The organism is Aeromonas sanarellii (assembly GCF_000820085.1).
Classification (GTDB): domain Bacteria; phylum Pseudomonadota; class Gammaproteobacteria; order Enterobacterales; family Aeromonadaceae; genus Aeromonas; species Aeromonas sanarellii.
Genome location: NZ_CDBN01000043.1, coordinates 12729 through 33887 on the forward strand (window position 1 = coordinate 12729; position 21159 = coordinate 33887).

Annotated in this window: 20 protein-coding genes and 1 pseudogene; 13 read left to right on the forward strand and 8 right to left on the reverse strand. The window is 64.2% G+C overall.

The genetic code is table 11. The features are described 5' to 3' along the window. Positions 1-52: 52 nt before the first annotated feature. Positions 53-898 (reverse strand): DUF5718 family protein, encoded by an 846-nt coding sequence (locus BN1132_RS08950; RefSeq protein WP_042076932.1) that lies wholly within the window; start codon positions 896-898, stop codon positions 53-55. Between the two features lie 262 nt (positions 899-1160). Here BN1132_RS08950 and cyaB point away from each other — a divergent pair, with 262 nt between their 5' ends. The 4 genes from cyaB (at position 1161) to BN1132_RS08970 (ending at position 3181) form a co-directional block, all read left to right on the forward strand. After that, positions 1161-1718: a class IV adenylate cyclase gene (gene cyaB / locus BN1132_RS08955; protein WP_042076933.1), complete on the forward strand. Its 558-nt coding sequence runs from the start codon at positions 1161-1163 to the stop codon at positions 1716-1718. Positions 1719-1734: 16 nt separating this feature from the next. Then, positions 1735-2127: an NUDIX hydrolase gene (locus BN1132_RS08960; RefSeq protein WP_042076935.1), complete on the forward strand. Its 393-nt coding sequence runs from the start codon at positions 1735-1737 to the stop codon at positions 2125-2127. 99 nt (positions 2128-2226) lie between these two features. Continuing rightward, on the forward strand, positions 2227-2733 hold the full coding sequence (locus BN1132_RS08965; protein WP_042076936.1) for a GNAT family N-acetyltransferase: 507 nt from the start codon (positions 2227-2229) through the stop codon (positions 2731-2733). 139 nt (positions 2734-2872) lie between these two features. Further along, entirely contained in the window at positions 2873-3181 is a 309-nt protein-coding gene (locus BN1132_RS08970; RefSeq protein ID WP_042076937.1) for an antibiotic biosynthesis monooxygenase family protein, read from the forward strand. A gap of 40 nt (positions 3182-3221) precedes the next feature. Here the strand turns inward: BN1132_RS08970 and pdxY are convergent, their stop codons facing one another. From pdxY to BN1132_RS08985, 3 genes are all read right to left on the reverse strand, one after another. Then, a complete protein-coding gene (pdxY, locus tag BN1132_RS08975; RefSeq protein WP_042076938.1) occupies positions 3222-4085 on the reverse strand; it encodes a pyridoxal kinase PdxY in 864 nt (287 codons plus the stop codon). A gap of 349 nt (positions 4086-4434) precedes the next feature. Beyond that, positions 4435-5190: a DUF429 domain-containing protein gene (locus BN1132_RS08980; protein ID WP_042076939.1), complete on the reverse strand. Its 756-nt coding sequence runs from the start codon at positions 5188-5190 to the stop codon at positions 4435-4437. Between the two features lie 78 nt (positions 5191-5268). Continuing rightward, positions 5269-5829, reverse strand: coding sequence for a VC2662 family protein (locus BN1132_RS08985; RefSeq protein WP_042076940.1), 561 nt, complete (start codon positions 5827-5829; stop codon positions 5269-5271). A 293-nt stretch (positions 5830-6122) separates the two neighbouring features. Here BN1132_RS08985 and BN1132_RS08990 point away from each other — a divergent pair, with 293 nt between their 5' ends. The 5 genes and pseudogenes from BN1132_RS08990 to BN1132_RS19960 all read left to right on the forward strand — a co-directional run. Then, complete coding sequence (locus BN1132_RS08990) at positions 6123-6473, forward strand: phasin family protein (RefSeq protein ID WP_042076941.1); 351 nt, start codon at positions 6123-6125, stop codon at positions 6471-6473. A 92-nt stretch (positions 6474-6565) separates the two neighbouring features. Then, on the forward strand, positions 6566-8350 hold the full coding sequence (locus BN1132_RS08995; RefSeq protein WP_042076943.1) for a class I poly(R)-hydroxyalkanoic acid synthase: 1785 nt from the start codon (positions 6566-6568) through the stop codon (positions 8348-8350). Then, positions 8347-8751 carry a MaoC family dehydratase gene (locus BN1132_RS09000; RefSeq protein ID WP_042076944.1) on the forward strand — a complete coding sequence of 135 codons (405 nt, stop codon included), beginning with the start codon at positions 8347-8349 and terminating at the stop codon, positions 8749-8751. The genes BN1132_RS08995 and BN1132_RS09000 overlap by 4 nt, the downstream gene beginning before the upstream one ends. 175 nt (positions 8752-8926) lie before the next feature. Beyond that, the gene (gene ybcJ, locus BN1132_RS09005) at positions 8927-9160 is read left to right on the forward strand and encodes a ribosome-associated protein YbcJ (RefSeq protein ID WP_042076945.1); all 234 of its coding nucleotides are present in this window, start codon (positions 8927-8929) and stop codon (positions 9158-9160) included. Between the two features lie 36 nt (positions 9161-9196). Beyond that, positions 9197-9271: pseudogene (locus tag BN1132_RS19960) on the forward strand (ribosome-associated protein); the annotation flags it as partial. A gap of 259 nt (positions 9272-9530) precedes the next feature. On the opposite strand, the gene BN1132_RS09010 reads toward BN1132_RS19960, so the two are convergent. Then, on the reverse strand, positions 9531-10004 hold the full coding sequence (locus tag BN1132_RS09010; RefSeq protein WP_042076946.1) for a DUF4442 domain-containing protein: 474 nt from the start codon (positions 10002-10004) through the stop codon (positions 9531-9533). Between the two features lie 432 nt (positions 10005-10436). On the opposite strand from BN1132_RS09010, the gene BN1132_RS09015 reads away from it, so the two are divergent. After that, complete coding sequence (locus BN1132_RS09015) at positions 10437-11618, forward strand: hypothetical protein (RefSeq protein ID WP_042076947.1); 1182 nt, start codon at positions 10437-10439, stop codon at positions 11616-11618. A 53-nt stretch (positions 11619-11671) separates the two neighbouring features. Here BN1132_RS09015 and BN1132_RS09020 read toward each other — a convergent pair whose 3' ends face one another. The 3 genes from BN1132_RS09020 to BN1132_RS09030 all read right to left on the reverse strand — a co-directional run bounded on the left by BN1132_RS09020 (position 11672) and on the right by BN1132_RS09030 (position 18214). Then, entirely contained in the window at positions 11672-13423 is a 1752-nt protein-coding gene (locus BN1132_RS09020) for an ABC transporter transmembrane domain-containing protein (protein WP_042076948.1), read from the reverse strand. A 118-nt stretch (positions 13424-13541) separates the two neighbouring features. Then, positions 13542-15278 carry an ABC transporter transmembrane domain-containing protein gene (locus tag BN1132_RS09025; RefSeq protein WP_042076949.1) on the reverse strand — a complete coding sequence of 579 codons (1737 nt, stop codon included), beginning with the start codon at positions 15276-15278 and terminating at the stop codon, positions 13542-13544. Positions 15279-15415: 137 nt separating this feature from the next. After that, entirely contained in the window at positions 15416-18214 is a 2799-nt protein-coding gene (locus tag BN1132_RS09030; protein ID WP_042076950.1) for a hybrid sensor histidine kinase/response regulator, read from the reverse strand. A 154-nt stretch (positions 18215-18368) separates the two neighbouring features. Here BN1132_RS09030 and trxC point away from each other — a divergent pair, with 154 nt between their 5' ends. The 3 genes from trxC (at position 18369) to BN1132_RS09045 (ending at position 21146) form a co-directional block, all read left to right on the forward strand. After that, positions 18369-18809, forward strand: coding sequence for a thioredoxin TrxC (gene trxC, locus BN1132_RS09035; protein WP_042076951.1), 441 nt, complete (start codon positions 18369-18371; stop codon positions 18807-18809). 154 nt (positions 18810-18963) lie between these two features. Beyond that, positions 18964-20349: an SLC13 family permease gene (locus tag BN1132_RS09040; protein ID WP_042076953.1), complete on the forward strand. Its 1386-nt coding sequence runs from the start codon at positions 18964-18966 to the stop codon at positions 20347-20349. A 242-nt stretch (positions 20350-20591) separates the two neighbouring features. Next, on the forward strand, positions 20592-21146 hold the full coding sequence (locus BN1132_RS09045) for a cytochrome b/b6 domain-containing protein (RefSeq protein ID WP_042076977.1): 555 nt from the start codon (positions 20592-20594) through the stop codon (positions 21144-21146). The last annotated feature ends 13 nt before the right edge of the window (positions 21147-21159 follow it).

The window sequence follows — 21159 nt, forward strand, 5'->3', positions numbered from 1 at the left end:
GCAGGCATAAAGAGAAAGAAGATGCCTTCCCCTGGTTGGGAAGGCATGGGGCTCAGCGGGTCTTGACCGCCTGCAGCAGGGCCGAGACATCCGGGCCAAAGGTGCGGGCGCGGATGGCTTCGCGAATGTCGCTCTCGCCGTAGCGGCTGGCCGGGTAGACCACCACGCAGGCGGTGTCGCCGGGGGCGAGGAAGTGGGTCTCGCCGAAGGGGGTGTAGCGGGTGGCGCCAATGCTGATGAGGGCATGAGCCGGGCGTCCCGCCTGGGCCAGCAACTCCTGGATATGCTCGGCCGGCCCCTCGTCCTGCTGATGGTTGAACTTGTCGATGGCCCAGTCGAGCAACTGCTGATGGAAGTAGCTGTAATCCACCGCCGCGCTGTCAATGCCATAGGGGTGCAGCTCGCCGTCCCGCTCCAGATAGCAGGCGATGCGGTAGTCATCGAGCTCGCATCCCGCGCCGAAGTGGGTCAGGGGCAGCAGGTTCGCGGCCAGCCCCTTGCTCTCCTCGCCCCAGTTCTTCTTCTCGCTGATCTTCTTGGCGTTGGGGCGGCGGATGGAGCAGTCGTTGTAGGCGCCAAACGCCTTGGGATGGATCGCGACCACCTGCTCCCCTGCGTACTCCAGCTCGCACCAGAGCGCCACTTCCGGTTCAATCTGCACCTTCTCGTCCCCGCTCACCGCCGCCTCGGGCAGGAAGATGGCGTCGCCGCTCAACGGGAAGACCCCGAGCTGGCCGGGATGGGACGGCACATAGAAGGGGAACAGCGCCTTGGGGGCGACCTTGTCGTCAACCTTGACGGCGACGAAGTCCGCCGCCTCCCCGGCCTGCTCCAGGTGACCGGCGAAGTTGCCCGCCACCCCCAATCCGATGAAGTTGCTCAATTCGGTGATCTGCATCTGTGGCTCCACTGGCGCGGCCCGGGCCGCCGCCTCGTTGTGTTGTTCAGGGGCGGAAAGTACCGCCAAAGAGGGAGCTTATTAGAGCACAGCCCCGAGACGGCGCCCAGCCGCCCCGGGGCAAGCTGTGCTCCAGGGCGGATTTCTCCCCTCCAGGTGGTCATAAAGAGAGCAGTCAGCGTCAAGCTGTGATCCCGGTACTTGGGCGAGGCCGGTGCTTTTGCTAGTCTGCCCCATTCAGTTGCCGTTCGGGGGTCCACAGATGGCCATCACCACTCATTTCCAGGGTCGCTTCGAGGTGGAGTTCAAATACCGCCTGGCGGATCGCGCGGCCTTCCTGCGTGCCCTTGCGACCCTCGGCCCCGAGGTGATGGTGGAGGCGGACCACGAGCAGGACTGCTACTTCGACACGGCGGACGGAGCCCTGGCCCGGGAGGGCAAGAGCCTGGTGATCCGCACCATGCACGGTGCCGGCATCCGGCTCTGGATCGTCAAGGGGCCGGGGCCGGATCGCTGTGAGGCGGTCAACATCACCGATGCGGACAAGGCGGCCAGCATGGTGTGCACCCTGGGCTACCGGCCGGTGCTGACCATCGACAAGCGGCGCAGCATCTACTTCGTCGGCCCCTTCCACATCACCCTGGACAGTCTGGCCGGCCTTGGCGACTTCGCCGAGCTGGCCATCATGACCGACGACGAGGCCGCCCTGCCCACCCATCGCGCGCAGCTGCAGACGCTGGCCGCAAGGCTGGGGCTCACCCCCGACATGCTGGAGACCCGCTCCTATCGCACCCTGTGCGAGCAGCGGGCCTCCCTTTGACAAGAGGACTCTGCCCATGATCGACAAACTGGCCTGGCTGACCTTCAAGGAGGGGCAACTGTTGTGCGCCCGCTCCCACGGCAAGGCCCTCTACTACATTCCCGGCGGCAAGCGCGAGCCGGGCGAGAGCGACGAGGCCGCCCTGGTGCGCGAGATCGAGGAAGAGCTGGCGGTCAGGCTCCACCCCGAGACTCTGCGCCTGGCCTGCGAATTCAGCGCCCAGGCCGACGGCAAGCCGCAAGGGGTGCTGGTGAATCTGCGCTGCTACACGGGGGAAGCCGACGGTACTCCCACCGCCTCGGCGGAGATCGCCGAGCTGCGCTGGCTCGACAGCCGTCACCAGGACCAGCTCTCCCCCGTCTCCCGCCTGCTGTTCCAGTGGCTGGCGGAGCAGGGCCTGATCCGCTAAGGCTGCGTACCGTTTGACAGGCGTGCGGTCGCCCTAGCGGGCGGCGCCCCCCGTGAAAGATGATCCCGAGTGGGTCAAGTGAGAAGATGAGGAGTTTCAATGGAGATCCTTGAGGTCGATAGCACCAGAGGCATCAAACCGGCGCTGATCACCCTGCTGCAAGATTGCGTGGCCAGCGGTGCATCCGTGGGCTTCCTGCCCCCCCTGCAGGAAGAGCAGGGGCTGGCGTACTGGCAAGGCATCGAAGGGGAGTTGGCCAACGGAGTGCGCAGGCTCTGGGTGGCATTCGATCAGCATCACCTGATCGGCGCCCTGCAACTCTCCCTGTGCACCAAGGCCAACGGCGGCCACAGGGCCGAGGTGGAAAAACTGATGGTGCACAGCGAGGCCCGTGGCAAGGGAGTGGGCCGCGCCCTCATGCAGGCCATGGAGCAGGGAGCCCGGGATGCCGGGCGCAGCCTGCTGGTGCTGGACACCCGGGTCGGCGACGTGGCCTCCACCCTCTATCGTCAGCTCGGCTACCTGGAGGCCGGCCAGATCCCGAATTTCGCCCGCAATGGGGACGGCACCCTGGCCGCCACCCAGTTCTTTTACAAGCAGCTCTGAGGCGGGTGCCGATCGGCGGCCTCCCCATACAACCAGGCCAGCCCTCGGGCCGACCTTGTCCATGGGGCCGCGGCTTGCCGGCTTGGCGCGGCGCTCTCCCTCTTCCCGTTCAACCAGATCCCATTGGCAAGGAGCCAGCATGATATTGGAAGTCGCCCACCTGCAGATCATTCCCGGCCAGGCCCCCGCCTTCGAGCAGGCGTTCGAGGAGGCCCAGCGCATCATCAGCACCATGCCGGGCTACAAAGGCCACCAGTTGCAGCGCTCATTGACCGATCCCCACCGCTACCTGCTGCAGGTCCGGTGGCAGCGGCTCGAGGATCATACCCAGGGCTTCAGGGGCTCGCCCCAGTATCAGGAGTGGAAAGCCCTGCTGCACCACTTCTACGACCCCTTCCCCACCGTCGAGCACTTTCAGGACGCAACGCCGATCAGCGCCGCAAGCTGAGTCTTGATCAGCCCGTCCTGTCACGGGCTGATCACTCTCTTCAGGTCAGGCGATCGGCCCTGTGGGCGATCACGGGATCGGCAAAGGCGCCCTGGGCCCGGATCAGCTGCAACTCGTAGGCGTCCGCCTCCCAGGTCTGGCGCAGCACCGCATCCACCGCGGCATTGGTGCGTTCAAACGCGCTCACGGCGTCGAATCCCGCCTGCAGGTTGGCCAGCATAAGGGCGCTGATGAGATCCCCCACCCCTACCGGCTGACGGGCAAAGTCGTAGAGCGGGCGGGCGATAAGGTAATCCCCCTCTGGGGTCGCCAACAGCATCTCGAAGCGCCCGGCCACGCTGGCGGCGCGGCCCAGGTGCTTGACCAGCACCATCTTGACGCCGCTTTCCAGCAGCTGATGAGCCGCGGCCCGGGTCTGCGCCAGGGTCGCCAGATGAAGGCCGCACAGGGTCTCCAGCTCCAGTAGGTTGGGAGCCATGATGTCTGCCACCGGCAGCGCCTTCTCCATCAGGAAGCGAGTGACACCCGGAGCGACTATGCAACCCTTCTCCGGGTGCCCCATGACGGGATCGCAGAAGTAGATGGCCGCCGGATTGGCCGCCTTGACCGCCGCCACTACCGCCAGGATCTCGTCCCCCTGCTCCGCCGACCCCAGATAGCCGCTCAGCACCGCATTGCAGCCCCCCAGCACCTCTATGTTGCCGAGCCCCTGACAGAGGGCACCGATATGGCCCGCCGGCATCGCCATCCCCTGCCAGCCCGCCTCGTACTGGGTGTGGTTGGAGAACTGCACCGTGTTGATGGGCCAGACCTCCATGCCGAGACGGCGCATGGGAAACACGGCGGCGCTGTTGCCGGCACAGCCGAACACCACGTGGGACTGGATAGAGAGAATGCGTTTCATCGAAACCACCGCACAAGAAGCATGAGGAAAACAGGCAATATATCGGATGAGGAGACGGCGCATCCAGCAATTACCGCCATCAACCTCTATTTATGCTTGAGAAGCCGGGATCTGCGGCAGATTTGGCCACCAGGATGTAGCCATCCCCCGCCCTTCCGTTCTCCTGCCATGCCGCTCCGACACAAACCGCTATTGTCACCAGGCATTGTCAGGTCTATCGAGACTCTTGTTTGATGGCATATGAGATGCATTTTTGAACAGGTGATGGTGCCAAGGGCAGAGGCCGAAGGTTCACAGGAGAGTGGACAACAGGGGGCAGCGCGGAAATGCTGTCCCCTGTCTGGGGCCCTCAATCCCGGGCGAAGTGGTAGATCCAGCCCTCGTCCAGGGCCAAGTCGGCCGCTGGCGGCACCAGGGGAGGCAGCGAGGAGACGGCCCCCCCGGCCGCATACTGCAGGGCCATCAGGGCGCAGAGGGCGGCATCGTAGAGATCGGTGCCCGGCACCAGGGAGGCCGGCTGATGGGGCTGCAACTCGGGCCGCACCGCCGAGGCCTTGCCCCCCACCTTGGCCAGGGCGGGATAGACTTCCAGCACGGCGCGATCCGCCTCCCTCACCTGTTTTGGCACCAGCTGCAGATCCCCGAGGCGCGGCAGCATGGAGAGCGCCAGGGTGGCGTTGTTGCCCAGCCTGTCGAAGGTGGCCGAGAGCGGCTTCTTGCCGTACTGCTCATGGAGCCAGCGTTCGCAGTCCCGATAGGCGTAAGGGTTGTCTATCTCCCGCTGAGGCACGGCACACTCGGGCCCCCGCCCCGCCAGCAGCTCGCCGAGGGCCCGTGGAAATGCCAGGGGGGCGTCGATGCCGAGCGCGAGGTGCGGGCAGGCCAGCACCTGCATCAGCGCCATCTCGTCTTGCAGCGCCGGACGCAGCAAGGCGTCCAGATCCGGCGCCACCCGGGAGCTCAGCCGAAACAGCGGGGAGATGCCGAGCCAGTGCAGGCGCCGCTCGCGAGCCTGCCAGCCCACCACGGCCACCGCCTGGGCATTGCCCTGCCAGCCCCTCACATCCCAGCCGATGCCGATGGCATCCATGTGTTCCGTTGTCATGCCCCTGTCACCTCCACGCACTATTGATGAAGCACAGGGTAATGACTGCCCCTCCTAAAGCAAGGGGCGGCAGCACGGTTAGAAGGATTTCTTGAAGTTCACCAGGGGCAGTATGGGGAAGATGCCGTTCTCGGCGTAGTTGGCGAGGCCTATCTGCAGGCCGTCGAGGTGCCTGGTGGCATTGATAAAACCGAGCTGGAAGGTGGTGCGCTCGGCATAGTTGACGAAGCCGACGTTGGCCAGGGCGTTGCCCTGAGCCACATTGACCGCCCCCCAGTTGAGGCCCCGCACGTTGTTGGTCAGGTTGACGAAGCCCAGGTTGAGCCCGGTATCCTGACCCTGGTGCCAGTTGACGGCGTTGATGGCCACACCGCCGAACTGGTGGCGCACCCGGCCTGCGCCAAAGAAAACGCCAAGCTGCAGGCCGGTGAACTGATCCACGTCGGAGAGGGCGAACACCGGCAGATCGATGCCCTTCACCTGGCCAGTCCGGCCATAGAGGAGGGAGGCGCGCGCCCCTTCCACCTGGTGGGACGAGGGCAGATTGACGCCGGGCAGGGAGATCTGGACCGGGGTGCTGGCCTGGGCCGCGCCGGCGAGGAACAGCGTGCTGCCGAGCAGCAGGGCAAGAGGCTTCATCGGGCATTCCTTGAGGATCGGAGTGATGTCCAAGGGTATCAGCCCATGATCGGCGGAACGAGGTCCCGCCACCCCCCTTGCGTCACCTCCCGTCTGAATCCGTGGCGACTGACAGAAAAATTCAAACAGAAATTAACATTTATGTCATTTACACCAAAGCCGATTTGGTTGCAGAATGCTCAAACGTGTGTTTGAACAGAGCAAACAACACGGAGACAGGGATGACGTGCCGTACCCGAAAGAAGGGCCACATGGCCCGCAACAATACTGTTCTGCCGAACTGGAGACCCATGATGAATATGGACGTGATCAAGAGCTTTACCGAGCAGATGCAAGGCTTTGCCGCCCCCCTCACCCGCTACAACCAGCTGCTGGCCAGCAACATCGAACAGCTGACCCGGTTGCAGCTGGCCTCCGCCAACGCCTACGCCGAACTGGGCCTCAACCAGTTGCAGGCCGTGAGCAAGGTGCAGGATGCCCAGAGCCTGGCGGCTCTCGGCACTGTGCAGCTGGAGACCGCCAGCCAGCTCTCCCGCCAGATGCTGGATGACATCCAGAAGCTCAACGCCCTCGGCCTGCAGTTCAAGGAAGAGCTGGATGCCCTGACCGCGGACGGCATCAAGAAGAGCACGGGCAAGGCCTGATAACCCCTGGCTGCCCGTCCGGGCAGCCACATCTCCCCACGACACGAGTGCGCGGGCCCCTGCCTGCCTCGGGTGTGGGTGAAGGAGAACACATGAGCCAACCATCTTACGGCCCGCTGTTCGAGGCCCTGGCCCACTACAATGACAAGCTGCTGGCCATGGCCAAGGCCCAGACCGAGCGCACAGCCCAGGCCCTGCTGCAGACCAATCTGGACGATCTGGGCAAGGTGCTGGAGCAGGGCAGCCAGCAACCCTGGCAGCTGATCCAGGCCCAGATGAACTGGTGGCAGGATCAGCTCAAGCTGATGCAGCACACCCTGCTCAAGAGCGCGGGCCAGGAGAGCGACCCCGTGATCACCCCGGAGCGCAGCGATCGCCGCTTCAAGGCCGAGGCCTGGAGCGAACAGCCCATCTACGACTATCTCAAGCAATCCTACCTGCTCACCGCCAGGCACCTGCTGGCCTCGGTGGATGCCCTGGACGGCGTCCCCCAGAAGAGCCGGGAGCGGCTGCGTTTCTTCACCCGCCAGTACGTCAACGCCATGGCCCCCAGCAACTTCCTGGCCACCAACCCGGAGCTGCTCAAGCTGACCCTGGACTCCGACGGCCAGAACCTGGTGCGCGGCCTCGCGCTCCTGGCCGAGGATCTGGAACGCAGCGCCGATCAGCTCAACATCCGCCTGACCGACGAGTCCGCCTTCGAGCTCGGGCGGGATCTGGCGACCACCCCGGGCCGGGTGGTGCATCGCACCGAGCTCTTCGAGCTGATCCAGTACAGCCCCACCACGGAAACCGTGGGCAAGACCCCTGTGCTGATAGTCCCCCCCTTCATCAACAAGTACTACATCATGGACATGCGGCCCCAGAATTCCCTGGTGGCCTGGCTGGTCGCCCAGGGCCAGACGGTGTTCATGATCTCCTGGCGCAATCCGGGCGTTGATCAGGCCCAGATCGATCTCGACGACTACGTGGTGGACGGGGTCATCGCCGCCCTGGACGCCGTGGAGGCGGCAACCGGCGAGCGGGAGGTGCACGGCATCGGTTACTGCATCGGCGGCACTGCATTGTCACTCGCCATGGGCTGGCTGGCGGCCCGGCGCCAGAAGCAGCGGGTGCGCAGCGCCACCCTGTTCACCACCTTGCTCGACTTCTCCCAGCCCGGGGAGCTCGGCATCTTCATCCACGAGCCCATCATAGCGGCGCTCGAGGCCCAGAATGAGGCCAAGGGCATCATGGACGGTCGCCAGCTGGCGGTTTCCTTCAGCCTGCTGCGGGAGAACAGCCTCTACTGGAACTACTACATCGACAGCTACCTCAAGGGCCAGAGCCCGGTGGCCTTCGATCTGCTGCACTGGAACAGCGACAGCACCCATGTGGCGGGGAAGACCCACAGCAGTCTGCTGCGCCGCCTCTACCTGGAGAACCAGCTGGTGAAGGGGGAGCTCAGGATCCGCAACACCCGCATCGAGCTCGCCAAGGTGAAGACCCCGGTGCTGCTGGTGTCGGCCGTGGACGATCACATCGCCCTCTGGCAGGGCACCTGGCAGGGCATGGCGCTGTTCGGCGGCGAGCGGCGCTTCCTCCTGGCAGAGTCGGGCCACATCGCCGGCATCATCAACCCGCCGGCAGCCAACAAATACGGCTTCTGGCAGAGCGAGATCGAGGCCGGCAGCCCAGAGGCGTGGCTGGCGGGCGCGACCCACAGCACCGGCTCCTGGTGGCCAGAGATGATCCGTTTCATCCAGGGCCGTGACGAGGGGGCCGAGCCCGTCCCCGCACGCGTGCCGGCCGAAGGGCTGGAGGCGGCGCCAGGCAGCTACGTCAAGGTGCGGCTCAACCCGGTGTTTGCCAGCGCCCAGCAGGAGGACGCAGCATGAATGTACCAGCCCTCGCCGTGGGCCAGAAGGCGCGTCTGACCAAGCGGTTCGGGGAGGCCGAGGTCTCGGCCTTTGCCGGCCTGTCCGAGGACTTCAACCCCCTGCACCTGGATCCGGCCTTCGCCGCCACCACGCCGTTCGAGCGTCCCATCGTCCACGGCATGCTGCTGGCGAGCCTCTTCTCGGGGCTGCTGGGCCAGCAGTTGCCGGGCAAGGGGAGCATCTACCTGGGCCAGAACCTCAGTTTCAAGCAGCCGGTCTTCGTCGGCGACGAGGTGACGGCCGAGGTGGAGGTGACCGCCCTTCGCAGCGACAAGCCCATCGCCACCCTGACCACCCGCATCTTCACCTCAAGTGGCGCCCTCGCCGTGACGGGGGAAGCTGTGGTCAAGCTGCCTTAAGCTCCGGCGGCAAGCAGACACAATCAGCCCGGTCCCTGCCGGGCTGATTGTACTCCCCCGCGACCCTCGCCTCCTTTTTCGCGGCAATTCGGCCCAGGCCCTTTCCCTGCCCCGCCTAACTGCCTAAAATGAGCCCCCGCTGTTTTCAGCCATTCATCCAGCTAGAGGATTTCCCATGGAGACGTTTCTGCTCGAAGGTCACCCCTTCGTTGCCTTGTGTGACCTGATCAAGCATCAGGGTTGGGCCGATTGCGGCGGTGCGGCCAAGGCGCTGGTCGCCGAGGGTCTGGTGGAGGTGGACGGCCAGGTGGAGACCCGCAAGCGCTGCAAGATAGTCGCCGAGCAGGTGGTCAACTTCAACGGCATGAAAGTCGTGGTGAAAGAAGGCGTCAGCCCCGAGCGCCTCTAAGCCCGAGGTCAGCCTCCGCAAACGCTACCCAGCACAGTCGCCGAGCAGGTGGTCAACTTCAACGGCATGAAGGTGGTGGTGAAAGAAGGCGTCAGCCCCGAGATCCTCTAAGCCCGAGGTCAGCCTCCGCAAGCGCTACCCAGCACAGTCGCCGAGCAGGTGGTCAACTTCAGCGGCATGAAGGTGGTGGTGAAGGAAGGCGTCAGCCCCGAGCTCTTCTAAGCCCGAGGTCAGCCTCCGCAAACGCTACCCAGCACACGCCGATCAGGTGGTCAACTTCAACGGCATGAAAGTCGTGGTGAAAGAAGGCGTCAGCCCCGAGATCCTCTGATCCCTGCTTGAATAAGGGCGCCAACGCGCCCGTTAGCATTCAGCTGGCCTTGATCGACAGGGTCAGCACAAAGCGGGCCATCGCCTCATCCCCGTTGAGCGACGGGCAGGTGGCCACTACCTGGATGGGACGGTTGATGCGCTGACCGCTCGCCAGGGACTCGTCTATCATGGCGTCGATAAGCTCCCCCGCCTCGCAGTCAAACTGCACGTCCCCCTCGGGACGCTTCAGGAACTCCCCCTGCACGTCCTTGAAGGCGAAGTGCACCTTCTTGCGCCGCGCTCGCCCCTTCTCCATCACCAGGAGGCCCCCTACCAGATCGGCGCCGGTGGCGAGCGCCCCGAAATACATGCTGCCCAGGTGGTTGCGGGTGCGCCAGCCCAGCGGAATGCGGATGCGCAGCGCCCTGGCGTTCATCTCTTCGATGACGGGGGCGCAGAAGCCGATGACGGGAATGTAGCGCCAGGCAAACAGGCGCAGGGCGAGGTTGGCTTTGAGGCGTTGCAGGTCCATTGCAAACTGATCCGATGAGTGAATGTGACCGAAATGTTGCCAGCCCCCTCCCCAATAGACAAGCCCCCACTCTCCACCCTGTGAGCAAGCCCCCAAAGGTATTTGCCTGATCCATGCCGCAGGCCAGTGGCATTTGACCGGTCAATGGCACGGCCCCCTGCGACCGAGCGCCGTGAATGCGCTCTATTGAGTCCTTATTTTTAGCGGTCCCTCGATCGCGCCCGGCGCCGGATGACGGGAGCATGACAGCCCTAGCCGAATGAAACGCAACGACAAATTCTGCCCCCCGGGTGCTAGCCCAGGAACCTGGCCACGCCACTGACAATAGTCACAGTAACCAAATGCCCGACCCCTCGCTAGGCTCTTGCAGGCTCGTGACTGGCCGGATGGCACCGAGCCATACGACACCAATCTCAACATAAGGACAGAGAGATGAGTAACGTGCAACAGCTGTTCAACGGGGGCGAAAGCGCCGGCACCTTCCAGCTCAATTTCAACAACAACCGGGCCTTTGAGCTGTTTGGCCGGGAGTACCTCAAGTGCTACGCCAACCTCGGCGTCAAGGGCCGGATGAGCAAGCCCCTGCCCACCGGGCCGCTGAGCTACACCGTCGACTTCGCCATGGACTGCGGCTGCAGCTCTGTGCTGCTCGACTTCAACCTCGCCTACAAGAAGACCTTCGGCAACCAGGCACAGGCCCCCCTGTGGCGCGAGTCCGACTACGAGGCCGAGATCGTGCTCTGCCAGCTGGTGCGCGAGGCCCCGGCCAGCCGTCTGAACCACCATGACCAGTTCGCCGAGGCCGAGGCCTTCTTCAACGACGTCAACCTGCCCGACACCGTCCGGGCGGTGGGCAATGATCCCTATGCCGACAAGGACGGCCTGGTGGAGTTCATCGTGGCCAACGAGCTGCTGGACGATCCCGCCGTCATGGCCAGGCTGGCGGAGCAGAAGGCCTACCTCATCGCCATCACCTCTGTGGTCACCGCCTACATCAACCGCTACGCCGAAGCCTATGGCGAGCAGTACAAGACGGACGCGGATCTCTGGGCCCGAGCCCTCTCCAAGATCCCCCTGATGGGGCCGAGCAAGATCGACCAGCAGAGCTACAGCCGCCACATCAAGGGGCTCAGCATCGCCACCGACTTCATCAACTTCATCATGGACGTGGTGGTGAGCCAGGGCACCACGGCGCTGGCGAGCTTCAACAAGTTCCTGCAAAAGCAGGGGGATGCCATCCGCTTCGGGGTGGAGAACAACAAGGACTTCTACAAGACCATCACCGTGGGGGTCACGGTGGAGGTGTTCAGGGTGGGCAACGAGCTGGTCTATGTACCGAAGATCAAGCAGTACCGCGTCAACTTCGACCGCCAGAACAGCAAGTTCACCTCCGCCTGTGCCCGCGCCGAATTCGTCGACATCTACTTCAACTACCTCTATGCCGCCAACGTATTCGACTACGAGGCCTTGAAGGATCCGGAGATCAAGCGCGACTTCGACAACTTCATCCAGAAGCAGCGCAAGGCGCAGATCGAGGAGGCGGACACCTTCTTCAATGACGACTTCCCGCCCCTGGAGCCCAAGCTGGTTGCCCGCAGCAAGGCCACGGTGTAACCCCCCCAATCAAAACAGCCGGCAAATGCCGGCTGTTTTCTTTATGAAAGGCCTCAGGCCCGCTTCTCTTCGAGCCAGGCCCCCTGGCTCTGCATCTCGAACAGCTGGGCGTAGTGGCCTCCCTCGGCCATCAGCTCGTTGTGGGTACCGCGCTCGCTCACCTGGCCGCGGGAGAGCAGCAGGATCTCGTTGGCATCGACTATGGTGGAGAGGCGGTGGGCGATGGCGATGGTGGTGCGGCCGCGGCGCGCCGCCGCCAGCGCCTGGGAGAGCGCCAGCTCGGTCTGGGAGTCCACGCTCGCGGTCGCCTCGTCCAGGATGAGGATGCGCGGATCCCCCACCAGGGCGCGGGCAAAGGAGAGCAGCTGGCGCTGGCCTGCGGAGAGGTTCTTGCCCCCCTCCTCCATCAGGGTGGCCAGGCCATCCGGCAGGCGGCGCACGAAGTCGGCGAGCTGCACCTCCTCCAGGGCCTGCCAGAGCCGTTCCTCCGCGATGCCGTCACGCCCGAGGCGCAGGTTCTCGGCCAGCGTCCCGACGAAGATGAAGGGATCCTGCTGCACCAGGCCGATGCTGCGGCGCACCGCTGCGAGCGACAGCCCCGTCATGGGGTGATCATCGAAGTGGATCATCCCCTGATCCAGGGGGTAGAAACCCATCAGCAGGCTGATGATGGTGGACTTGCCGCTGCCGGTGTGACCCACCAGCGCCAGCATCTGGCCGGGCCGGGTGGCGAAGCTCACGTCCCTCAGCACGGGCTGCTCCCCGTCGTAGGAGAAGCTCACCCCCTCGAAACGCACCCGCCCCTCCAGGGGGAGCGTCTCGCCCTTAGTGCTCTCGCGGGGTTCGTCGAGCAGGGCGAAGACCCGCTCCCCCGCCACCATGGCCTGCTGCAACTGGTTGAGCTGGTTGGTCATCTCGATGAGGGGCTCGATCATCCGCCCCAGATAGCTGATGAAGGCGTAGAGCACCCCCACCTGGATGGCCCCTGCCGTGCTCAGCCCCTCGTGGGCAAACAGGGCCAGCAGGCCGATGAGCACCATCATGTAGAAGAGATCGATGAGGGGGCGCAGCAGGATGCCGTTGATCTTGAGGCTCTTGATCCGCGCCTGCCAGTGCTGCTGGTTCACCCCGGCAAAGGCGTTGGCGAAGTGGTGCTCCTGCACCATGGCCTGGATCACCGGCATCCCCTGCAGCGACTCGTTGAGGCGGCTGTTGATATCGGAGAGCAAGGAGCGGGTCGCCCGCACCACGGGCACGCTCAGGCGCTGATAGAGCCACATCACGGCCCCCACCGCCGGCAGCAGGGTGGCGCACACCAGCATCAGGCGCAAGTCCAGCAGCGCCATGGAGAGGAGGATGCCGCACAGGAGCACCACCTTCTGCACCAGGAGCCCTATCACCTGGACGTAGAGGTTCATGATCGCCTCGGTGTCGTTGGTGATGCGGGAGATGAGGGAGCCGGAGCGGTGCTTGTCGAAGTAGCGGGCAGGCAGCCGGATGGCGGTGGCGAACACCTGCTCGCGCAGGCGCTGAACCACCGCCTGCGCGATGCGGTTGAAGCGCAGGGATTGCAGATAGAAACCGGCCGCCGAGAGCACCTGCAAGCCGAGATAGCCCGCCGCGATGGCGGCGATGATGCCCCACTCCAGCCGGCGCGGCGCCAGGTAGTCGTCGATGAAGAGCTTGATGAGCAAGGGGCCCGCCACCTCGGCACCGGTCGCCAGCAGCAGGCAGATGCCCGCCTGCACCAGCCAGCGGGGATAGTGGGTGCAGTAGGCCAGCAGGCGTTTGATCGTGGGATTCACAGACTTGCCTCCAGCGCAGCGTTCCAATGGGATTGACTCTCTTTGCTCCCTTCTTTGTTCCCCTCCCCCCTCGCAGGAGCAGTGGGGATGAGGGGAACCACTCGTCTCATCATCAAACTCACAGGCTCTCCTCCACGTCTTGTTCCAGGCGCTGATAGCGGACCATGTCCGCGTACCAGCCGTTGTGGATCATCAGGGCGTCGTGACGGCCTCGCTCGCTGATCTCTCCCTGCTCCAGCACCAGGATCTCGTCCGCCTGCTCCACCGCCGTCATGCGGTGGCTGACCAGGATGAGGGTGCGCTTGTGGGCCTTGAGCGCCAGCAGGATCTGCTGCTCGGTGTGGGCATCCACCGCCGACAGGGCGTCGTCCAGCACCAGGATGGGGGCATCCAGCAACAGGGCGCGGGCGATGGCGAGCCGCTGCTTCTGGCCGCCGGAGAGGGTGACGCCCTTCTCCCCCACCTCGGTCTCATAGCCTCTGGGGAAGCGGACGATGTCGTCGTGCACGCAGGCGATGCGGGCCACCCGCTCTATCTCCTCCTGGCTGGCGTCCGGCCGGCCGAGGGCGATGTTGGCGGCTATGGTGGTGGAGAACAGGAAGGGCTCCTGCGGCACATAGGCAAACTGGCTGCGCAGCGCCTCCAGAGAGAGCTGCTCTATGGCCTGCCCCCCCATGGTGATCTGTCCGGCCCCCGGGTTGGCCAGACGCATCAGGAGCTTGAGCAGGGAACTCTTGCCCGCCCCGGTGCGTCCCACTATGCCCAGCATGCCGCCCCTTGACAGGGTGAAGTCTATTCCCAGCAGCAGGGTGCGCGACTCCAGCCGGTATGCCACCCCCTTCATCACCAGGGGGAAGGGCGAGGTGAACGGCAGCGGGGAGGAAGGCTCCTCGATGTCGCTGCGCTCGCCGAGCAGGCTCTCGATGCGAGAGTAGGCGGCGCTGCCCCGCTCGATGATGTTGAACAACCAGGCGATGGCGAACATGGGCCAGATGAGCTGGCCCAGGTACATGGTGAAGCTGGTGAGCTCCCCCAGGGTCAGCTCATCACGCAGCACCAGGGCACTGCCGCCCGCCACCGCCAGGAAATAGGAGCAGCCGATGCACAGGTAGATGACGGGGTCGAACTTGGCGTCGATGCGGGCCACCGCCATGTTGCGCTCCCCCGCCTGACGGGTCAGCTCGGCAAAACCCTGATCCTCGAGGGACTCCACCGCATAGGATTTCAGTACCCGCACCCCGGAGAGGGCCTCCTGGGTCTTGTTGTTGAGGCGGGAGAAGGCCCCTTGAGCCGCCTTGAACTCCTTGTAGATCTGGGTGCCAAAGCGGTTCATGAAGAAGGCCATCACCGGCAGGGGCAGCAGGGAGAGCAGGGTCAGCTGCCAGGAGTACTGGCTGCACATGATGGAGAGCACCAGGATACCGACGATGAAGGAGTCCACCAGGGTCAGCACCCCCTCCCCGGCCGTCATCTCCACCGCCTGGATGTCGTTGGTGGCATGGGCCATCAGATCGCCGGTGCGGTGGCGCTGGTAGAAATCCGGGCTCATGCGGGTGAAGTGGGTGAACAGCCGGTTGCGCAGCACGTAGGCGAGGCGATAGGAGGCGCCAAACAGCATGACCCGCCACACGTAGCGCAGCAGGTAGATAAGCAGGCCCAGGCCGAAGAGCCCAGCCAGATAACCGGTGAGGGTGCTGCCGTCGAGCCCGCCCTTGGCGATGCCATCCACCACCCAGCCCACCACCTTGGGGGGGATCACGGTCAACAGGGCCACCAGCATCAGCAATGAGATGGCCACCAGATAACGCCGCCACTGATCCTTGAAAAACCAGCCTAGCCGCAGAAATACGCTCACAGAGAAGTCCTTGGTCGCGGCGCGCTGCCGCGTGATCGTGAAAAAAGCCCAATACAATCGCCCCCGTGGCGGGGGCGATTGGGTCGATCATCATAGCCTGAAGCGGGCGACTTGAGAACGATTGCTATCTTTGCCCCTCAGATCCGCTTGTCGGAGGAGGAGAACGGGAAGGCGACCGACTCCTGCTGCTCCCCGGTGAGCAGGAAGTGGGACACCTCCTCCCGGGTCTGGGTGAAGACCTGCTGCAGCTGGTTCAGATCCCCCTCGCTCAGCTCCTCCTGCAGCCGCAGCCGCCACTCCAGCTCCCCGGCCAGCAGTTGCAGGCGGGAGGCGGAGATGTTGGCCGACACCCCCTTCAGGGTGTGCAACAGCCGGCACGCCACCTCGGGCTGCTGGCGGCGCAGAGCGGAGCGGATGTCCCACAGATCGTCCTTGTGTTCGGAGAGGAACAACTTGAACAGGATCTGCAGCGCCTCCCTGTCCTGCTCCAGCCGGCGCAGGGCATCGTCCAGATCCAGCACCCCCATCAGAGCCGGCGGCTTGACCTCGAGGGGCACCTTGGACTCCCCGCCGCTGCTCTTCACCCACTGCAACAGGTTGTTGTAGAGATCCAGCTTGCTGACCGGCTTGGTGACATAGCCGTTCATGCCCACCCCAAGGCAGCGCTCCCGATCCCCGGGCATGGCGCTGGCGGTCAGGGCGATGATGGGCACGTCGTGCTTGTCCACCATCTTGCGGATCTGGCGGGTCGCATCCAGCCCGTCCAGCACCGGCATCTGCAAGTCCATCAGGATGACGTCGAACGGCTGCTCCGCCACCTGCTCCACCGCCTCGCGTCCGTTGTCCACCACGGTGACCTTGGCCTCCACCCGGCGCAGGTATTCCAGGATGAGCTGCTGGTTGACCCTGTTGTCTTCGGCCAGCAGCACCCGGGTGCCGCGCAGCAGATCGCGAAAATGCTGCTGATCCCCCTGCACCTCGGCCTGGCGGACCTTGCTGTCGTGGGAGCTGCCATTGAGCAGCTCGTCCACCTTGGCCAGCAGGGCGTTCTCTGTCATCGGCTTGGCCAGGAAGTGGGTCAGCCCCATACTCTCCATGCGCCCGTGCAGCCCCTCCCTGGACCAGGCGCTGGTCATCAGGATGGGCAGGCGCCGCCACTGGCTGTGCTGGTACATCTCGAGCGCAAGATCCAGGCCGTCCTCCTGACCCATGCGCCAGTCGAGGATGGCGAGCCGGATATGGTGCCCCTCCTCGCGCAGCACCTGGCGGGCGCGGGAGAGGCTGTTGACCGCGATCACCGAGGCGCCGGCACGGCCCAGGATGTCCTTGGCCAGCTCCAGCACCAGCTCGTTGTCATCCATCATCAGGATGAGGGGCTGGTGATCGAAGAAGACCCGGCGCCCGGAGACCCCGTAGACCGCCTGGGACATGGGGATCTCGAACCGGAAGGTGGACCCCACCCCGGGCTTGCTCTGCACCCGGATCTCGCCCCCCATCAGTCCCACCAGCCGCTGGGAAATGTTGAGGCCCAGCCCGGAGCCGCCGTATTTGCGGGTGTTGCCCGCCTCCAGCTGGGTAAAGGGCTGGAACAGCTGCGCCACCTTCTCCGGTGCGATGCCGATGCCGGTGTCCCGCACGCTGAAACAGACCCGCATGGGGTGCTGGTTGACCAGGGTGATAGCCACCTCCACCTCGCCCCGCTCGGTGAACTTGATGGCGTTGTTGACCAGGTTGACCAGCACCTGGCCGAGGCGCAGCGGATCCCCGCGCAGGAAGTCGGGCACGGCGGGGGACTTGTTGATGATGACCTCGATCTGCTTGCGCTCCGCCAGATCCGCGAACATGGCGGCCAGGGAGTCGAGCTGTTCGCTGAGATCGAAGTCGATCTCCTCCAGGGTCAGTTTGCCGGACTCCACCTTGGTGAGATCCAGGATGTCGTTGATGAGCAGCAGCAAGGTGTCAGACGAGGATTTTATCTTGTTGAGATAGTCCCGCTGCTGCGGATCCAGGTTGGTCTGCAGCGCCAGGGCGCTGAACCCGATGATGGCGTTCATGGGGGTGCGGATCTCGTGGCTCATGTTGGCCAGGAAGTCGCTCTTGGCCTGGGCCAGCAAGCCGGCATGGCGGGAAAGATCGCTCAGCTTCTGGTTGCGGCGCCACAGGGTCGCGGCCACCAGCGAGAAGCAGAGCAGCGCCCCCCCCAGCACCATCAGATAGAAGCGGCTCTTGAGGGAGGAGGCCAGCTCCAGCTTGCTCTGCTTCCAGGCCGGCAGCGAGCTCAGCCCCTTCATCTCGACGATCTGGTTGCGCAGGCGATGATACTCCATCACCTGCTGGTTGAGCTCCTGGCTCAGCCGGACCACCGCCACCATCCTGGGCTGCCCGCCATAGGTGTCCAGCAGTTGCTGCTGCAGTTGCAACAGGTGTTTCTGCTCGTTTGTGTCCCAGCTGCGCCTGAGATAGTGGCTCAGCCGGACCAGCTCGGTGAGGTCGCGGTATTGCCCCTCCCCGGCCGGCAGGGTCGTCTGCAGCGCCTTGAGCTGGCCCTGAAAGCGAGGCGCCAGATATTCTATAGTCATCTCCATGGTGTAGAGCCTGGCGAGATCCAGCAGATAGCCGTCGATGTCCCGTTGCAGGGTCTGGGCGCCGGGATCCTCGGCCGACGCCGGATCGTCGCGCACCTGGCTCACGAACCGGTCCAGACTGCTCGACAGCAGGCTGAGACGCTGCTGCACGCTGCCATCGCTGGCCTTCTCGCGCCCCAGCAGATAAACGGTGTCGGTATTGACCCGATTGAGCACCAACTCTGCGGCCACACTCAGATCGAAGGCGCGTTGCTGCTGGCTGAGCAATTGCCAGCAATAGGCAGAAAACGCCAGCAGCGATACGATGATAAGGCCAAAGACCACACGATTGACCCGTGCCACACTCTTCATCCCGTCTCGATTCTCATGTCATGGTCGGCCATCCGGTGACACGAGGTCACGGCCGGAGGGCCCACTGTGAAAAACAACTGGGTGCTATGTTACCGTTAGTCGGCGCTCTGAATGCAATAAAGATGTTGCCGGGCCATGAAATAAGGAAGCAAATATGTCACTTGTCACTACCTATTGTAGCCAATGCTTTACCCGCAATCGCCTGCCCGCCGAAAAAACAGACTCAAATGCGAAGTGTGGCCGCTGCCAGCATCCCCTGTTCGCGTACACCCCCGTCACCGGCCGGCTGGCGCACTTCGATGCCCTGATCCAGTCCGACATTCCGGTGGTGGTCGACTTCTGGGCCAGCTGGTGCGGCCCCTGCCTGCAATTTGCCCCTGTCTTTCAGGAGACGGCCCGGGAGCTCGAACCCCGCATCCGTTTCGTCAAGCTCGACACAGAGCAGGAGGCGGCCATCGCCAGCCGCTACGCCATTCGCAGCATTCCGACTCTGATGATCTTCCGGCGGGGGGAGATCCTGGCCCAGCGCAGCGGGGCCCTGCCCAAGGGGATGTTCAAGGAGTGGCTCCTCTCCTTCGCGATCACGCCAAAATGAAAATGAAATGTTTGATTTGTGTTTAATTTCAGATCCATTTTCACTTGACTCTGTGAGTCGCCACATGGTTTGACCACAAGCCCCTGTTTCAAACAGGGGCTTGAATGTAATCTCGGCAACACAACAACAACCATAAATTAACCGAGAGAACAACATGCCAACCTCTGCACTGCCTTCCACCCCCTCACGCTGGCTGGACATCAAGTCCGGGATCGTCATCCTGGATCTCCTGCTGCTCTGTGCCATGCTCGCCTGGCTCCCGTTTGATCCCATGGTCAACAAGGGGCTCGGCATCCTGATCTTCATCGCCATCCTCTGGCTGACCGAGGCGGTGAACATCACCATCACCGCCATCTCCATCCCGGTGCTCGCCACCCTGCTCGGGGTGTTTGACATGAGCAAGTCGCTGACCGACTTCGCCAACCCCGTCCTGTTCCTCTTCTTCGGCGGCTTCGCCCTCGCGGCGGCGCTCTCCAAGCAGGGACTCGATACCCAGATCGCCGGCAAGGTGATGCAGCTCGCCAAGGGGCACCTCGGCTGGGCCGCCATCGTGCTCTTCACCATCACGGCAGCCCTCTCCATGTGGATCAGCAACACCGCCACCGCCGCCATGATGATGCCGCTCGCCCTCGGCATGCTGAAGGGGCTCGACGCCCACAAGGAGCGTCGTACCCTAGTCTTCGTCCTGCTTGGCGTCGCCTACAGCGCCAGCATCGGCGGCATCGGCACCCTTGTGGGCAGCCCGCCCAATGCCATCGCCGCCGCCCAGATGGGCCTTGGCTTCACCGACTGGCTGAAATTCGGCATCCCTGTGGTGCTCATCTTCATGCCGGTGGGCATAAGCCTGCTCTACTGGGTGACCCGTCCCAATCTCTCCCACCAGGTCAGCACCGAGCGGGTCACCATAGAGTGGACAGGCCAGCGCAAGACGACTCTGCTCATCTTCCTCACTACTGTGCTGCTGTGGATCGGCTCCCAGCCCCTCGCCGCGGCCCTGGGCGGCATTCCCCAATTCGATACCCTGATCGCCATGGGTGCCATCCTGGCCATCGCCGTCAGCCGGGTCGCCAGCTGGGATGACATCAACCAGAACACCGACTGGGGTGTGCTGCTGCTGTTCGGAGGCGGCCTCACCCTGAGCGCCATTCTGAAGCAGACCGGGGCCAACGCCTTCCTGGCGGAGCACCTCTCCAGCGGCCTCTCCGCCATGCCCATCTTCGTCATCCTGCTCTGCCTGGCCGCCTTCGTGGTGTTCCTGACCGAGCTGGTCTCCAACACCGCCACCGCCGCCCTGCTGGTGCCGCTGTTCGCCGGGGTCGCCGAGGCGCTGGGGGTCTCCCCCGTGGTGGTGTCCGTACTCATCGCGGTCGGCGCCTCCTGCGCCTTCATGCTGCCGGTGGCCACCCCACCCAACGCCATCGTCTTTGCGAGCGGTCACATCCAGCAGCGGGAGATGATGCGGGCCGGTCTGGTGCTGAACCTGGTGTTCACCGTCATTCTGACCCTGCTCGCCTATTTCATGGGGGACATCCTCCACTGATGTTCGCCCGCAGGCGGCCCTGATGACCCTCAAAGCCCCGCTTCGCCGGGGCTTTGTTTTGCCCGCGGCCGCCTCCCTCATCGCGCCGACATGGCAACCAGCCCCCTCGGCTTCCCGGCCGTGCTCGCATTAACACTGCCTTAAGAAATCCCTCCCATGATGCAGGACAACGACAGGCGAGCCACCCGTGACGCGGAGGGCTCGACACATCACGACGAGAGGATCATGTCATGGGGAACACGATGCAGAGCGGCAATGAAATCAAGGTGTGGGACTGGGTGGTCAGGGGCTTTCACTGGGCCACCGTGCTTTTATGCGTGCTGAACCTCTTCATCCTCGAGGAGGGGGAGCGCAACCACCGTTATGCGGGATATGCGCTGGCAGGACTGCTGGTGCTGCGCATCCTGTGGGGGTTCATCGGCTCTTACCATGCCAGGTTTGCCCAGTGGTTGCCGACGCCGGCCGGCGTCATCGCCTATCTCAAGAGCACCCTGCAGGGACGGCATCCCTACTACGCCGGCCACAATCCGCTGGGCTCCCTGATGGTATTGCTGCTCCTGACCTGCCTGGTAGGCACCGCCGCGAGCGGGATCATGACCGAATACGGGCCGCTGGCGGGCAGCCATCTCATGGAGGAGGTGCACGAGTTCTTTGCCAAGGCGCTGCAGATCGCCATCTTCGTCCATGTGCTGGCGGTCATCGCCCTCGATCGCCTGGTGCGGGGGGATCTCGTCAGGGGGATGATCACCGGCAAAAAGCGCGTGCCGGCAGGCACCCGGGTGGTCGACAGACCCTGATGACAGAGCCCTG